Origin of the sequence: Vibrio viridaestus, from assembly GCF_003856525.1 — a bacterium.
GTDB lineage: Bacteria > Pseudomonadota > Gammaproteobacteria > Enterobacterales > Vibrionaceae > Vibrio > Vibrio viridaestus.
Genome location: NZ_RJVQ01000007.1, coordinates 60940 through 74863, shown reverse-complemented (window position 1 = coordinate 74863; position 13924 = coordinate 60940). Strand labels below are relative to the sequence as shown.

Annotated in this window: 16 protein-coding genes; 2 read left to right on the top strand and 14 right to left on the bottom strand. The window is 42.6% G+C overall.

Annotated elements, in window-relative coordinates; all coding sequences use genetic code 11:
- Positions 1-228: 228 nt before the first annotated feature.
- Positions 229-2049, bottom strand: coding sequence for a hybrid-cluster NAD(P)-dependent oxidoreductase (locus EES38_RS15425; protein WP_124938111.1), 1821 nt, complete (start codon positions 2047-2049; stop codon positions 229-231).
- Between the two features lie 182 nt (positions 2050-2231).
- Here EES38_RS15425 and EES38_RS15420 point away from each other — a divergent pair, with 182 nt between their 5' ends.
- Positions 2232-2471 (top strand): RNA recognition motif domain-containing protein, encoded by a 240-nt coding sequence (locus EES38_RS15420; RefSeq protein WP_124938110.1) that lies wholly within the window; start codon positions 2232-2234, stop codon positions 2469-2471.
- A gap of 49 nt (positions 2472-2520) precedes the next feature.
- Here the strand turns inward: EES38_RS15420 and EES38_RS15415 are convergent, their stop codons facing one another.
- Entirely contained in the window at positions 2521-2991 is a 471-nt protein-coding gene (locus EES38_RS15415) for an SH3 domain-containing protein (RefSeq protein ID WP_124938109.1), read from the bottom strand.
- Between the two features lie 294 nt (positions 2992-3285).
- Between EES38_RS15415 and EES38_RS15410 the strand changes: the two genes are divergently transcribed.
- Positions 3286-3918 carry a TIGR04219 family outer membrane beta-barrel protein gene (locus EES38_RS15410; RefSeq protein WP_124938108.1) on the top strand — a complete coding sequence of 211 codons (633 nt, stop codon included), beginning with the start codon at positions 3286-3288 and terminating at the stop codon, positions 3916-3918.
- A gap of 53 nt (positions 3919-3971) precedes the next feature.
- Here EES38_RS15410 and modC read toward each other — a convergent pair whose 3' ends face one another.
- The 12 genes from modC to nifN all read right to left on the bottom strand — a co-directional run bounded on the left by modC (position 3972) and on the right by nifN (position 13915).
- Positions 3972-5051 carry a molybdenum ABC transporter ATP-binding protein gene (modC, locus tag EES38_RS15405; protein ID WP_124938107.1) on the bottom strand — a complete coding sequence of 360 codons (1080 nt, stop codon included), beginning with the start codon at positions 5049-5051 and terminating at the stop codon, positions 3972-3974.
- A gap of 9 nt (positions 5052-5060) precedes the next feature.
- A complete protein-coding gene (gene modB, locus EES38_RS15400) occupies positions 5061-5726 on the bottom strand; it encodes a molybdate ABC transporter permease subunit (protein ID WP_124938106.1) in 666 nt (221 codons plus the stop codon).
- Positions 5727-5753: 27 nt separating this feature from the next.
- Complete coding sequence (gene modA / locus EES38_RS15395; RefSeq protein WP_124938105.1) at positions 5754-6485, bottom strand: molybdate ABC transporter substrate-binding protein; 732 nt, start codon at positions 6483-6485, stop codon at positions 5754-5756.
- A complete protein-coding gene (locus EES38_RS15390) occupies positions 6476-7348 on the bottom strand; it encodes a peptidylprolyl isomerase (protein WP_124938104.1) in 873 nt (290 codons plus the stop codon). The genes modA and EES38_RS15390 overlap by 10 nt, the downstream gene beginning before the upstream one ends.
- A gap of 17 nt (positions 7349-7365) precedes the next feature.
- Entirely contained in the window at positions 7366-7815 is a 450-nt protein-coding gene (locus tag EES38_RS15385) for a nitrogen fixation protein NifZ (protein ID WP_124938103.1), read from the bottom strand.
- Positions 7816-7827: 12 nt separating this feature from the next.
- The gene (locus EES38_RS15380; protein WP_124938102.1) at positions 7828-8112 is read right to left on the bottom strand and encodes a nitrogenase-stabilizing/protective protein NifW; all 285 of its coding nucleotides are present in this window, start codon (positions 8110-8112) and stop codon (positions 7828-7830) included.
- An 8-nt stretch (positions 8113-8120) separates the two neighbouring features.
- The gene (gene nifV, locus EES38_RS15375) at positions 8121-9260 is read right to left on the bottom strand and encodes a homocitrate synthase (protein WP_124938101.1); all 1140 of its coding nucleotides are present in this window, start codon (positions 9258-9260) and stop codon (positions 8121-8123) included.
- An 11-nt stretch (positions 9261-9271) separates the two neighbouring features.
- A complete protein-coding gene (nifS, locus tag EES38_RS15370) occupies positions 9272-10510 on the bottom strand; it encodes a cysteine desulfurase NifS (RefSeq protein WP_243694206.1) in 1239 nt (412 codons plus the stop codon).
- Positions 10500-11414, bottom strand: a complete 915-nt coding sequence (nifU, locus tag EES38_RS15365; RefSeq protein WP_124938100.1) for a Fe-S cluster assembly protein NifU — start codon at positions 11412-11414, stop codon at positions 10500-10502. The genes nifS and nifU overlap by 11 nt, the downstream gene beginning before the upstream one ends.
- Positions 11415-11731: 317 nt before the next feature.
- The gene (fdxB, locus tag EES38_RS15360; protein ID WP_124938099.1) at positions 11732-12022 is read right to left on the bottom strand and encodes a ferredoxin III, nif-specific; all 291 of its coding nucleotides are present in this window, start codon (positions 12020-12022) and stop codon (positions 11732-11734) included.
- Between the two features lie 40 nt (positions 12023-12062).
- Complete coding sequence (locus tag EES38_RS15355) at positions 12063-12551, bottom strand: NifB/NifX family molybdenum-iron cluster-binding protein (RefSeq protein WP_124938098.1); 489 nt, start codon at positions 12549-12551, stop codon at positions 12063-12065.
- A complete protein-coding gene (nifN, locus tag EES38_RS15350) occupies positions 12548-13915 on the bottom strand; it encodes a nitrogenase iron-molybdenum cofactor biosynthesis protein NifN (RefSeq protein ID WP_124938097.1) in 1368 nt (455 codons plus the stop codon). The genes EES38_RS15355 and nifN overlap by 4 nt, the downstream gene beginning before the upstream one ends.
- Between the last annotated feature and the right edge of the window lie 9 nt (positions 13916-13924).

Sequence of the window (13924 nt, the reverse complement as noted above, 5' to 3'; positions counted from 1 at the left end):
AAAAGGTCATGAGGCAAAATTAAGAAATTTTAATGACAGTTATATGACAAAAATCGTAAGTATCGCAATTAAGCCAAAGTCTAAATATAACTAATTGTTATTACGTTAAATTACCATAGTAGACTTTCCGTAACGAAACGTAACACTTAGACTGAAGTAATGAAAAAGGGCCACCTATTAATGTCGCCCTTAGAAATTAGTCATGCTGAATGAAGGTCATTTACTCTTCTATTGGGTTATTTTGACATCTTCTGTTGGAACACAACAACAAGCCAATACCATGTTATTTTCGGGATAAGCCGTTTTTAGTGCAGATAGTGCAGGTACATCAGGTTGAATCACATTACCCGAAATAAGATTTACCCGACAAGCACCACATAAACCAGCACGACAACTATTAGGAATGGATACACCATTGTTTTCCGCTTGTTCAAGAATCGTTTGTTGGTTGTTACCTTTAACAAGTACACCATTGATATCGATTTGAACGGCCTTTTCAGCCGCCTGATTACCTATATTCAAAGTAAAGTTTTCTTGATGATACTGATCCTCTGGTAAACCTTTTTTCAATAACAACGATTTGGCTTTTTGCATGAAGCCATCAGGACCACAAACAAAGACTTCACGCTCTGTAAGACGATCAATTTGTTTAATATGCGATAGAGAAAGCCGTCCTTTCTGACCATTCCATCCTTGTTGAGGTTGAGTTAACGACCAAATGACCGTGAATCCAGAATGCAGTTGTTGAAGCTGATTAAGTTCAGAAGCGTATGGAATATCATCTTCGCTACGACACTGGTGGTAAAACACGACATCATTCAGACGATTAATATCTGCCAAATAACGCACCATAGACAACATCGGAGTAACCCCAGAGCCTGCAGACAACAACAATATTGGCTTACTTACGTCATCTAGATAGAAGTCACCATCCGGTAATTGGGCATTAAAGCTATCACCTACCGCGACTTCGTCCAATAACCAATTTGATATTTGTCCATCAGCTACCCTCTTAACCGAAATCGCCAAACGATCCGGCCGGGACGGAGAAGATGATAGAGTATAATGCCGTGTAACAATACCATTGCTATGCGGTACATCGATAGCAATATACTGTCCCGGTTTATACAGTACCTCAGGATGATTCGATGTGAAGCTAAAAGTAACAAAGTCTTTTGCTACGTCGTATCGATCTACACAGGTAAGATGAAAAGGCGCAACTCGATTATCCCGATACTGTTCCTTTTCTTTGTACTCTAACACGGTAATTTTATCACCAGCCTGAATCATACCTTCGTTCATCGCCACCATATTTTGCCCGAAGAACACCCCACCAGATTCGTTCGCTCTAAATGTAGATAGTGTTTTAAGTGGTTCTTTGCTTGGGCGAAATGCGCCTTTTTCCACATCAACAGTGGTTAGAATGCAGCGCTCACATGGTTTAACCAGATTGAAGATGATCTCGCCAATTTGTATTGTCTTCCAGCTGTCTTCGACAAATGGCTCGCCGCCCTCGACAACAATGTTGGTGCGAAACTGAGCCATAGAATGTTGCTCGGAACTGCTTCTGTTGAGTTCGTCTAGAGAACCCTGACTGATCACCAGCAGTGGATACCCATCTGCGAAACTCACCGCATTACCGACTTTCTCGCGATAACGTTGAGATTCTTTACCCGTAAATAAAAGGCTAACTGGCTCTCGAACAATATCACTAAACCACTCGCTTGCTTGTCTGGTTGTCGCGTAAGCAGTGAACGTATCGGACCAAACGGTAGTGGACACTTCCTGCATGCTAAAATCACAATAACGGATATGAATGGGCTTTTTGTTTGGGTAACTACAAATAATACCTTCCGATGTTAAAGCAACCACCACATTCACCATATGAGGATATTTTCGCGCAGTCACCATACTCCCATCTAACTTAGCAAGCATAAACCGTCGATCAAACAATATTCCCTGCTTTTCTACCCAAGCACTTGAGATACTGATCCCTTTTAGCGATTTGACCGGATAGATATTAAGTTGGGAAACGACGGGTTCTGACATGATAGCTCCTGCGATGTCATAGCAATGAGTAGCTTATGATAAAGTAACTTTGTCAGATACGCTAACTTTCACCGTATTAATTCAATCATCTGTTTTTGTTTGACCAATTGTGATTATTTTCTTGGTATGCAGCCTATTAACTGCGACAATTACATCGCAATCTATTTTATTTAAGGCTTATTATGAAACTTCTGGTGCGTAATCTTACGCGTTCAACAACTGAACATGAAATTCGTGTACTGTTTACTAATTTTGGTTCGGTAACGACATGTAATCTGGTTTTAGATCAGGATACGGGACATTCCAAGGGGTTTGCCTTCGTAGAAATGCCGAATGAAGAAGAAGCGAAAAAAGCGATGGAAGGTCTTGACATGACTAGCCTTGCTCAAAACAAAATTCGAGTTCGCATCGCTCACGATTAAAAGCAAACGGCGCCATAAAGGCGCCGCTAAAATATCTAACCAATATAAATTAATTGATTTCAATAATATATTTACTGCTTATCCAACGGAAATGTCCATCAAGAAGAACCTTTGCCCAACCATCAACAATTGAATAAACTTCAATCTGTTGACCGTGACGAAAGTGCCCATGAACTGGAGCACCATTTCCAGGTTCACCACGCACATTTAGCATATCTGCTGTGACTTTATAACGACCTTGTGGCTTGCCATGAGACTGTCCACCCTGCGCCGTTTGCTGATGCCCAGGTTTCATATTCGATTGCTGCTGACCTGAATGGCCTTTCTGCATTCCATTATTACCTTTGGCTGACGTTTGCTGGTTTGGTTTATTTTTTCCTTGTTCAGCGTTATTTGCTTGAGGGGCAGCACCTTGCTTACATGGCTGACCAGGTTGGCAATTCTGACCGGGAGCTTGAGCCTGAGCCGCTGTACTACCCAGAATACCTAAAGCCGCTACTAATAATAATTTTGTACGCACATCGTTCTCCTAAATAATATCGTCTCTAACATGAAGTATCAGAAACTCGTTAATTCACTCAAAGCGAAATTCTCACTCAGGCAAACCAACTGGATGGGTTCAAAATAGCATGTCTAAAATTCAAATCTAGGTTACTTACGCGAATTTACAATGGTTTAACTCAATTTAGATCTAAGGCGTACATTTGCTTATTTTTTGATTCATTTCATCACGATTGAAACCGACAAAATAGTGAAATATCGGTATACTGCATCTACAATTAAAACGATTAACTCATTGTAAGTAGACTAAATCATGATAAAAAAATCCATTTTATGCCTTCTTTTAGCGACTCCAAGCTTTTATTCAAGTGCTGATGTGTTGCTAGGTGGAGATATAGAGGTCAATGCCTGGCAGCAGGATTACTTCTATAACAATCAGGATCGTGGCGATGATGTTACCTACACTTTGGAAGCCTCCCTCGAACATCCAATCCCGCTGATTCCAAACGTAAAGTATGCTCGTTCTGAAGCCAACGCAAGCAGCTTTGAATACACGAAACAAGATTTCACTCTTTACTATGAAATTTTAGATAATGACTTGGTCTCTTTCGATATTGGTGCTGGCTTGACTCGCTTGTCAAATGGTCGTTTAAACAACCAGAGCTTTAATGGCAGCCTGCCACATATCTACGCTGCAACCGAAATAGGCCTACCAACAACGCCAATATTCTTTTTTGCTAAAGGATCAGGAATTTCCTATTCGGATACCGAAATGTACGATGTTTCTGCGGGTATCCAGTATGCCATTGGGCTTGGTCTTATGGATTTAGAGCTGCAACTTGGCTATCGAGTTCAACACTTCAATGTGAAAGATTTCGATGACCTCAGCACAAGACTAGATACGGAAACAAAAGGATTCTATGGTGGTGTAAATCTGGATTTCTAACTCTGCATTCTTAGCGTCTTAGCGGTACGAGTTTGAACAGATAAACGGTACCGCTAACTGAGCGCTACGGATTTGATTTGACACCACACTTTTTTGCCAACAGCAAGTTCCAAATCGTGACAAGATTTAGCAGTCAGATTCGCCAATAAACGTTGACCATTGTCGAACTGTAACACAAGCAGTTCGTGACCATTGGGGATTTGAGGTTGGCGTATATCAATGATTTCTACAGGAAGTCGATTCAACATCGACGTATCTACAGGCTCTCTCAGACTAATTGACACATCGGATGCAAGAATACGGCAACGATAGCGTTCGCCAGTATCACCGATATGTTTGGGCGCAAGAATAGTGACACCATTTGCATCAAGAGCGGTTATGTTATGCTCGCGATGCTCTAGCACTGTAGTATCAAAAATACTGCCCACTTCACTGCCAAACACCGATTCGAAACGTGGATCAGACATCACCTTATTGGCCTGATCACTGACTATAATTGACCCGTTTTCAAAAACAACAACATGATCGGCTAAACGAGCGAGTTCCTGAACAGAATGAGTCACGTAAACGATTGGAATCGATAACTCGCTTCTTAACTTTTCTAGATAGGGTAATATTTCTTGCTTACGTTTCATATCTAATGCGGAAAGGGGCTCATCCATTAATAATAGCCGTGGAGAAGTTAACAAGGCTCTAGCAATAGCAATACGCTGCTTCTCACCACCAGAAAGCTGATGAGGCATCCGTTCGAGTAAGTGCTCAATACCCATGAGTTTGGTCATCGAATCAAGAGAGATTTTTCTTTCACTCTCAGGGATACGTTTAAAACCGAAAAGCAAATTATCGTTCACAGAGAGATGCGGAAACAGTCCCGACTCCTGAAACACATACCCTAATTGGCGCTTGTGTGTTGGAACAAACAAACTCCTCTCAGAATCTTGCCAGATATCGTCTCCTATTGAGAAATAGGAATGTTCAAACTCTTCCAAGCCAGCCATCGAACGCAAACATGTTGTTTTACCAGAGCCTGAATGGCCAAATAACACCGTAATCCCGGCTGCCGGTAAGGTTAGATTTACATTGAGAGTAAAGCCTTCATGGCGAATACAAAACTTAGCGTATATCTCGCTCAAAAATATTCCTTAGCTAAAGCGATAGCGATTATTCAGCCAGTACATGATCAATAAAGAGGCAAAAGAGAAAGCAACGAGTCCACCCGCCAAAATATGCGCTTTGCCAAACTCCAAAGCTTCGACGTAATTATAAATTTCCACCGACATCACGCGCGTTTTTCCTGGGATATTACCACCGATCATTAAAACAACACCGAATTCGCCGAGTGTATGACAAAAGCCCATTATCGCAGCGGAAAAAATACCCGGCCAAGCTAATGGAAGGGTCACATGAAAAAACGTATCTATTGGAGTAGCGCGCAATGTTGCCGCAACTTCCATAGGCTGACGCCCTATGGCAACAAAGGCATTTTTTAACGGTTGGATCACGAATGGAAGAGAATGGATGGTGCACGCAAGCGCGATACCCGCGAATGAGAAAGGCAACTGCCCTATCCCAATCGCGTTTAATGTCTGCCCAACTGTACCATTAGGGCCTAGGAGTATGAGCAGATAAAATCCCAACACGGTCGGGGGCAGGACCATGGGTAGAGAACACACCGCTTCAACAACACCTTTGAATCGATTTTCAGTCGAACAAAGCCACCAACTGATAGGAACACCTATCAGCAATAAAGCAAGTGTTACAAAAAAAGCTAATTTTAAAGTGGTTGTCACAACCAACCAATCAACCATGCCTGCTCCCTGGCGTAAACTTAGATTTTATTGATATCCGTAACTTTTGATGATCGCCTGAGCGCGATCCGTTTTCAGATAATCAAGAAATGCTTGCGCTGCTTTATTCGTTTTGCCTGACGCCAACGTCACAGCATCCTGCCGGATTTCAGCGTAATCACTGGTTGGCACTTCCCAAAAAGAACCATCCTTATATTGACCCTCCTGGAACACCTGTGATTTTGCGACAAAACCTAATTCTGCATTGCCAGTAACCACAAACTGATAAGTAGGATTTAATCCTTTCCCCATCACCAACTTATCGCTGACTTTATCCCAAAGTTTCATTTTTTTTAACGATTGCTGAGCAGCCAATCCATAAGGTGCAAGTTTTGGATCAGCTATCGCAAGATGGTTGAACTTACCCGTATCAAGCAAAGATTTTAACTCCAATCCCGTTTTTTCAGACCACAATACAAGCGTGCCTTTCGCATAGGTAAATTCATCAAATCCTTTACCTTCTTTAACCAACTTCTGTGGTCTAACCGTATCGGCTGCAAAAAACAGGTCAAACGGTGCGCCATTGACGATCTGGGAATAGAGTTGACCTGTCGAACCTGTACTGATTTCTAACGAGTCTGAAGTCGCTTGGGTAAAATCTTTATTGAGCGCCTTCATCGGGCCAAAAAAGTTGTTCGCTACGGCAACAACCGCAGTATCCGCTTGAGCAACACCCATTACCAATGTAGCAACAAGCCCAGCAATTATCCTTAATCGCATAATAACGTTTCCCTCACATTTTGAGTCTTCATTTGACTAATCAATTGATTAATCCATTGTTTTTGTAAGTAGCTTTTCGCTCTTATTTTATGTTTTTCTTGTAAAAAAGGCCAAACTTCATCAAAAGAAGCAATTTTCGCCTCTTTCCGTTGATGATACTGAACAAGATGATAACCAATTTCAGTTTCTATTGGCTGACTCACTTCTTTTGGAGAAAGATGATAGAGTCTTTCAGTGATCTGAGGATACAGTTTTCCCTCTTCACACCAACCCAGATATCCATTATTCATCGCACTGGGGCATTCAGAATAGCGCATCGCAAGCTGAGATAACGGTTTAGACTTTGCTTGCTTATAGACTTCTCTAATACGACTGAAAGCGCGCGCACGAGTATTTTCTTTGTACTCGTCATTGACTGTGATTAATACCTGACTCATTTCCCAAGTCGTCGCACGGGAAAACTCAAGACGATGCTCCTGATAATAGTGCTTCGCTTTTTCGATATCCAGAGGCGGCACATCGGAAGAAACTTCCTCCAACACTCGGTCACACATTAACTGATCATGAAGCGACTTTTTCAAGCCATCTACAGTAAGTAATTGAGACTTAAGCGCCTTATTAAAATCGGCCTCTGAGGGATAATTGTCAATACATTCTTTAAATGCATTATCTATTTCAATTTTTGAGACTGGATCGACCTTAGTAGCTTCACCAGATGCAAGTATGAGAGTCTGAATCATTGACATGCGCTGGGCCTTAGATTCTACTTCAGAGCGTTGCACCGCAGAAAGAAATTGAGGGTTGAGTTGGTACACGTCTGTCGCAATTTTCGCTATCAAATAGCGTTTTTTCTGGTCATCCATGGTAATAACTCCGATAACTAAGGCTGAATGAATAAGTTCGCGTTAAGCTGAAATCTGAGAGAACACAGTTCTACTTCGTATTTCAAAACGCCACTTTCTAGATCTCTTAAAGAGCGCTGAATTTCGACAAGCTGACCTTTTTCCGCAATAACTTCACCGTTCATTGCGAGACTGCGGTTGAGCTTGGCTTTATCAAGAGAATTAAAATAGCGTGGAACCCAAGGAACGTTGGCTGCAATCAATTCCTGATCGCGAACACCTACGACACGGTTTACGTTCGAGAAGTAAACCTGAAAAATGATTTGTGTTTGAAGAAAAAAGCCATAAGTACGGACAATACCCACACTCCCAGCTTCAACGAGAAGCTCACCTTTTTCAACACCCGGAAAACTTCCATCATTGCGAATATTTCTGATTACCCTGACTTCCTCTCCAGCGTCAAATCTTGCTGTTACTGCACTTTCCATGTGCTTTCTCCTCTAATCAGAACAATCGGTACATCCGTGGCACCCACCACCTTCAAAGGCAAGCTCTCTTCCTAAAGTGATCTGCTTGTAAGCGGTGCACAAAGCTTGTTTATGACTTTCGTAACTTGCATTATCCGCATCATGCGAAAGAAGCTTCTCATACATTCGTAATAGTTGAATTCTCTTCACCCGCACTAGTTTGGCATCGAACTCAATATTAAAATAATTGAGAAAATCTTCTGCTGTCTCAAGATCTTCGAGGTCATCAATAAAGTGACCATGTAAAGTTGCGTCCATTTGACCTCCTAAACGGCATCCTGATCGACAAATGACATCAGATCATCATTGCTGGGAACACGTTTACAAGTCTCTGACCAGTCCCTGAGCGAATCTCTAATTCGTTCACTTTGCGCTCGGGTCAATACGATACCGAGTTTTTTGTAGATGGTATTGATCGCATGCAAACCTGAATGTTTCCCAAGAACAAAACTGTGCTCCCGACCAATTAGTGATGGTGGAAAACTCTGGTAGTTGTTGATATCTTTTAGCAAACCATCAATATGAATCCCAGACTCATGAGTAAAGGCATAATCACCGACGATGGCTTTTTGTGGCGATAACGCACGACCAGATACGATATGGAGATAATGACAAAGTGCTGGTATCTTTGCCAAATCGACATTTGTTTCCGACTTATTCAAAACTTTTAAAGCCACTGCGACCTCTTCTAAAGCCGCATTGCCAGCACGTTCACCCAGTCCCATTACCGTTGTATTTACGCTGAACGCTCCTGCATCTATCGCTGCTAGCGTATTCGCCGTTGCTAAACCCAAATCATTATGAGCATGCATTTCGACCTGCAAATCTGACTGCAGTTTTAAATCGACAATCTTTTTGTACGTAGATATCGGATCAAGAACACCCAAAGTATCTGCAAACCTGACTCGCTTTGCACCGGCTAACTGCGCCACGTCCACAACGCGGTAGAGAATGTCCGAATCCGCTCTTGATGCGTCTTCCATACCCAAGCACACCGACAAACCTGCATCTACAGCCGTTTTGATGACTTCTTCAGTACGCTCCAAAAGGACTTTGAGAGTGACACCCAGTTTCCCTCTAATCTGCTGTTCAGAGACCGGAATCGATAGGTCAACCCAATCTAGTCCTAAGCCCTGAGCGTGTTTTATATCGGCTTTAGTCATTCGACACCATGCCATCGTGTTAGCATGGTTTAAGGAACTCGTTATCGCCTGAATTGCTGCGCGCTCCTTCTCACCCATCGCAGGTATTCCGACTTCTAATTCTGAAATACCCGCAGACTCTAACATCAGAGCAATATGAACCTTTTCATCCGTTGAAAAACCAACTCCAGGACTTTGCTCTCCATCCCTTAGAGTTGTGTCATTTAACACAACTCTTGCTGGTGCTCCTGTAACATAAGCCATACGCATACCTCCTACGCATAACTTGGCGCAAATACCTCTGCCGAACCCTGATTTTTCTCGTTATCCCAGTATGGTGAAAGTGTTCTCAAACGAGACACAATATCGGGTAACGTATTCAGCACGTGATCAATATCATCATCTTTAGTAAAACGAGATAATGAGAAACGAAGCGTTCCATGAGCTGCAGTAAACGGTATCTTCATTGCTTTCATAACATGTGAAGGTTCTAGAGAGCCAGATGTACATGCCGAGCCAGATGAAGCGGCAATACCTGCCTGGTTCATTAGAAGTAATAACGCCTCTCCCTCAACATACTCAACAGCAATATTGGTTGTATTTGGAACTCTATCCGCGGGATTGCCTGTTATAAACGTGTTCGGTATGCGTGCTAATAGACCTTGCTCCAGACGATCTCGCATCAACTTGATACGATGAATGTCGGTATCTAATGCCTGATAAGCCAGTTCAGCCGCTTTACCTAAGCCGATTATCGAAGCGGCATTTTCTGTTCCTGCTCGACGACCACGTTCCTGATGTCCGCCTCTCAATAGTGGGCGAAAACGAGTTCCGCGTTTCACATATAGCACACCAATACCTTTAGGAGCATGGAACTTATGACCAGAGATAGACAACATATCGACATCAGTTGCTTTAACGTCGATTTCACGTTTACCAGCTAGTTGAACCGCATCAACATGGAATTGAGCCCCGACTGTTTTTGCTAAACGAGCGAGTTTCTCTATTGGAAACACTGTTCCTGTTTCATTGTTCGCCCACATCATAGATACAATTGCGGTATTTTCGTTTAGGGCAGCCTGATACTCTTCCATATTCAAACGGCCTTTGGTATCGACGCTGATAAAGTGAATTTTGTACCCTTTACGCTCTAAATGCTGACATAGCGTTAAGGTCGCTGGATGCTCTACCTGAGACGTAATAATCTCTTTCTTTTGCGGAAAGGCTTCGACAGCAGACAAAATCGCAGTGGTCGTTGCTTCCGTAGCGCAGGAAGTGAATATGATCTCGCTCGAGTATTGAGCACCTATGAGCATCTGAACCTGTTCACGAGCAATCTCCATCGCTTGTCCAACACGAGCGCCGAGTTTGTGGATCGATGAAGGGTTTCCATAATACTCGTCCAAATAAGGAATCATCACGTCTAACACTCTAGGATCAATACGTGTGGTCGCATTATTATCCAGATAAATCATCGGGGTATCTGGCTGAGATGATGTAGAATTAGGCATCATAAGTTGCCTCCTTTTTACTCTCCGCGTGAGACTCCTGTACTGGGAAAACAGTCATAGATTCACCCAGCGCTTTAGATACTTTATGTTCAACGTTTGCAAGGGTTAACCCGGCGAGACCACAACCTGTACATGTACCGGTTAAAGAAACGAACACAATATTATCTTCAATATCGACAAGTTTAATATCACCACCATCTGCAATCACAGCAGGACGAACTTCAGCGATAATTTTTTCTACGATTTCCCACGTGCCGTCATCCTTAACGGTTGAGGTTTTCGCAGCAACAGGGGCTGCAGGTTCGAGCGCAGTCAAAGGCTCAGAACTTTCCTCTGCTATTTCAGCAAGACAATCTTCAAGCACATATTCGATTTTTTCATGACATGAAGCACAAGCACCACCAGCTTTTGTATAGTTGATAACATCTTCTAATGTGGTGAGCCCGTTGGCTTTAACCACACGTTTGATCATCAAGTCATCAATAGCGAAACATTTACAAATCAGTTCACCCTCTTCATGATCGTCTTCGATAGTTTCACCGCGGTAATCAGCAACGGCAGCATGAAGAGCTTCCATACCCATCACTGAACAGTGCATTTTTTCTGGTGGTAATCCGTCTAAGAAATCAGCGATGTCTTTGTTCGTAATTGCAAGTGCATCGTCAATAGATTTACCGATGATCATTTCGGTTAGTGCAGATGAAGAAGCAATCGCGCTTCCACAACCAAATGTCTGAAATCCAGCATCTTCAATGATTTCTGAATCTGGATTGATCTTCAATGTTAGGCTTAATGCATCTCCACAGCTGATTGAACCAACATCACCCTTCGCGTTCGCCTCTGAAACCATCTTGGCATTTCTTGGATGAAAAAAGTGTTCTTTGACTTTCTCTGAATAATCCCACATAAGTGCTCCTTACCATGTGCTGTCCGACGCTTATGAAACAATTCCGTCTGTGTCGGTTTTCTGGATAGTCAACCGAGTTAAGCTGTTCGGTTTTGTAATGATGTTGTTAAATTACGTTGCAATTGTTAAGCCAAGGTGGAAGTGTGAGCTAAATCATTGATTTGGTGCCTGATTAGAACATCTGTTCGTTATTAAACTACAAACAAACCATACATTTTGTCGGGTTTGTGTCGCCTTTATTACAAAACATCTTGTTGCATAATGAACGAAAAATAAAAAAGGATGGCATTGCGCCATCCTTATAAACAGATTACTGTTCAGAGACTTGCAGGAGCAAATGACTGACAGTTTTTCGGACAGACTTTATTACACGCCATGCAACCGATGCAGTCGTTGGCGTTATCTATCGTCATGACCATCATCATTTCGTCTTCGTCATAATAATCATCATCGTCATCCGTTTCTTCTTTCTCTACGAGATTAAAAACATCTCTCGCACAAACCTTGTAGCATCGTCCACAGCCGATACAGTCAGATTGATTTATCTCCTGTATAAACTGGGGTTCCCACTCATCACCACCGCGGGTCAGGCCTTTAATATTACTCATATCGCTTCCCTTCACATTTGTATTAACTAATTTCTTGGGTTTACCACTCTTCATCCATGAGCTGAGAAAGTCTTTCTGCTTTTTTTACCTCAGGCTCAGTCTCTTTTTCTCTTTGTTTTATTGCTCTCGCTAGCCAGCCAGAAGGCTCGCCATTTAATTCAGATTGGATATCCACCAGCAGCTCGTGAATGTCGCTTCCTTCAATCACTTTGACTGGATGTATATTTTTCTCTAATAACTGACGAATTGCAGATGCACCACACGCATTACAAAAGACCGCATCACATCCTGTCAGATCAGAAATTCGGGTTGGTAACTTATCGTGTGTCGATGCCGGAACTTCCGCATATTCAATAGCTTCAATTAGATTCCATTCCTGCGCATTAACCCCGTAGACCAACATTGTTCTACAACTACCAAAATGTTGATCAACACTTTTACGGTCTAACGTGGCAAACGCGACTTTCAATGAAAAGTTGTCGGTTCCCGGACAAAGCTCGACGTGTAACCTTCTTTCACTTATTTTCATGCCGCCCCCTTCTGGGTGACTTCGCTCGCATCAAAACGATAACGACTGATATGAGGTGCAACTTCGTCTACATGATGACGCAGAAGAAGATTCGCCAGAGCAAACAAACGTTCCCGACAACCTTCATAGCCGAGCTGTTTAATGTCCATATTTCCAAACTGGTCATGGCATGGATATCCCGCCCTGAGTACTGGGTAGCCAGGTTCAACAACATGAGCGGCATGAGTATTACTAATTAGGAGCTTCGCTTTATTGCCTGCCATATTAATGCGCGACAAATCGCCAATTTCGATGCTTTTGGCTGGCAATTGCTCGAGGATTGCATGATCGACAGTGGTAACAATTTGCGAAACAACCGTCCCTATACTGTCCAAAAGCTGACAATAGCCAGATGCTAGATCCGGTTCTAACGCGATGACGAAACGTTCATTCGTTAATAAGAAATGACTATCTAACATGGCATCTTGCAAACGTTTTCTTGCACGGGTAATCCATGCAGGGACAGGATGACGACTTAACTTGGACAGCGTCATTATTAACTCGTCGGTCTGATTAATGGTCATCCCCATACCGATATTCACATATGGAATATTAAAACGTGTGTTGAGCCATTTAGCAGTGGATTCAAACGATGGCCCCACAACAATGGTAAGGTCACTCTCGGACATCATTTCGACCTCCAGCACAGAGGTTCCTCCAGTACTGGTCGCTGAGAAATCTGGGTCAGCAAGATGACCATCCAACGAAAGCGATAGGTCCGGAATAAATACAGCATCAAGATTAAATGCTTCTATGTATCTTCTCAGAGTTTCTATGTCCGCTGCTGTACAGCCGATAGAACAAAGAACATTAACCTGCTTTCTCTGCTTATCACGTTTAGTCGGTTCTTGAACCAATTGACGAATCGTACTGTCTACCGCTTGTACATAACCCGTTTGCATAGAGCCAATAAAGTCAGGAGTATGAATTGAAACAATTCGAGTCGCGGCAAACTGTGGATTCTGCTGCTTAAAAGTTGCAATTACACGATATATATCGGAACCCTGCATTTCCGTTAGCCCAGTGGTCATTACGGAAATCATGTCTGGACCTTGCTTTTCACATAATAATTTCAAGGCTTCATACAGGTTTTCGTCACCACCCATCACAGCTGAGACCTGGTCGATCGCGGTATTTTGTAGCGGAATAGGTTCTCTTAAATGTTGGATGAGAAAAACTTTGGCAAATGCTCCGCATCCTTGAGAGCCATGCATTAATGGAATCGTTCTTTGGAATCCCATGCTGGCTAACGTCGCACCTGTCGCAGGGCTTGTCTTCAAAGGCTGAGTTACCAGCGGAGTATCTTGTTTTGTTACCTTGACCATATTGAATTC

What these genes read in the sequence shown, in the direction of transcription:
- EES38_RS15425 (WP_124938111.1), bottom strand. Translation starts at nt 2,049, where the DNA reads ATGTCAGAACCCGTCGTTTCCCAACTTAATATCTATCCGGTCAAATCG.
- EES38_RS15420 (WP_124938110.1), top strand. Translation starts at nt 2,232, where the DNA reads ATGAAACTTCTGGTGCGTAATCTTACGCGTTCAACAACTGAACATGAA.
- EES38_RS15410 (WP_124938108.1), top strand. Translation starts at nt 3,286, where the DNA reads ATGATAAAAAAATCCATTTTATGCCTTCTTTTAGCGACTCCAAGCTTT.
- modB (WP_124938106.1), bottom strand. Translation starts at nt 5,726, where the DNA reads ATGGTTGATTGGTTGGTTGTGACAACCACTTTAAAATTAGCTTTTTTT.
- modA (WP_124938105.1), bottom strand. Translation starts at nt 6,485, where the DNA reads ATGCGATTAAGGATAATTGCTGGGCTTGTTGCTACATTGGTAATGGGT.
- EES38_RS15390 (WP_124938104.1), bottom strand. Translation starts at nt 7,348, where the DNA reads ATGGATGACCAGAAAAAACGCTATTTGATAGCGAAAATTGCGACAGAC.
- EES38_RS15385 (WP_124938103.1), bottom strand. Translation starts at nt 7,815, where the DNA reads ATGGAAAGTGCAGTAACAGCAAGATTTGACGCTGGAGAGGAAGTCAGG.
- EES38_RS15380 (WP_124938102.1), bottom strand. Translation starts at nt 8,112, where the DNA reads ATGGACGCAACTTTACATGGTCACTTTATTGATGACCTCGAAGATCTT.
- nifV (WP_124938101.1), bottom strand. Translation starts at nt 9,260, where the DNA reads ATGGCTTATGTTACAGGAGCACCAGCAAGAGTTGTGTTAAATGACACA.
- nifS (WP_243694206.1), bottom strand. Translation starts at nt 10,510, where the DNA reads ATGATGCCTAATTCTACATCATCTCAGCCAGATACCCCGATGATTTAT.
- nifU (WP_124938100.1), bottom strand. Translation starts at nt 11,414, where the DNA reads ATGTGGGATTATTCAGAGAAAGTCAAAGAACACTTTTTTCATCCAAGA.
- fdxB (WP_124938099.1), bottom strand. Translation starts at nt 12,022, where the DNA reads ATGAGTAATATTAAAGGCCTGACCCGCGGTGGTGATGAGTGGGAACCC.
- EES38_RS15355 (WP_124938098.1), bottom strand. Translation starts at nt 12,551, where the DNA reads ATGAAAATAAGTGAAAGAAGGTTACACGTCGAGCTTTGTCCGGGAACC.
- nifN (WP_124938097.1), bottom strand. Translation starts at nt 13,915, where the DNA reads ATGGTCAAGGTAACAAAACAAGATACTCCGCTGGTAACTCAGCCTTTG.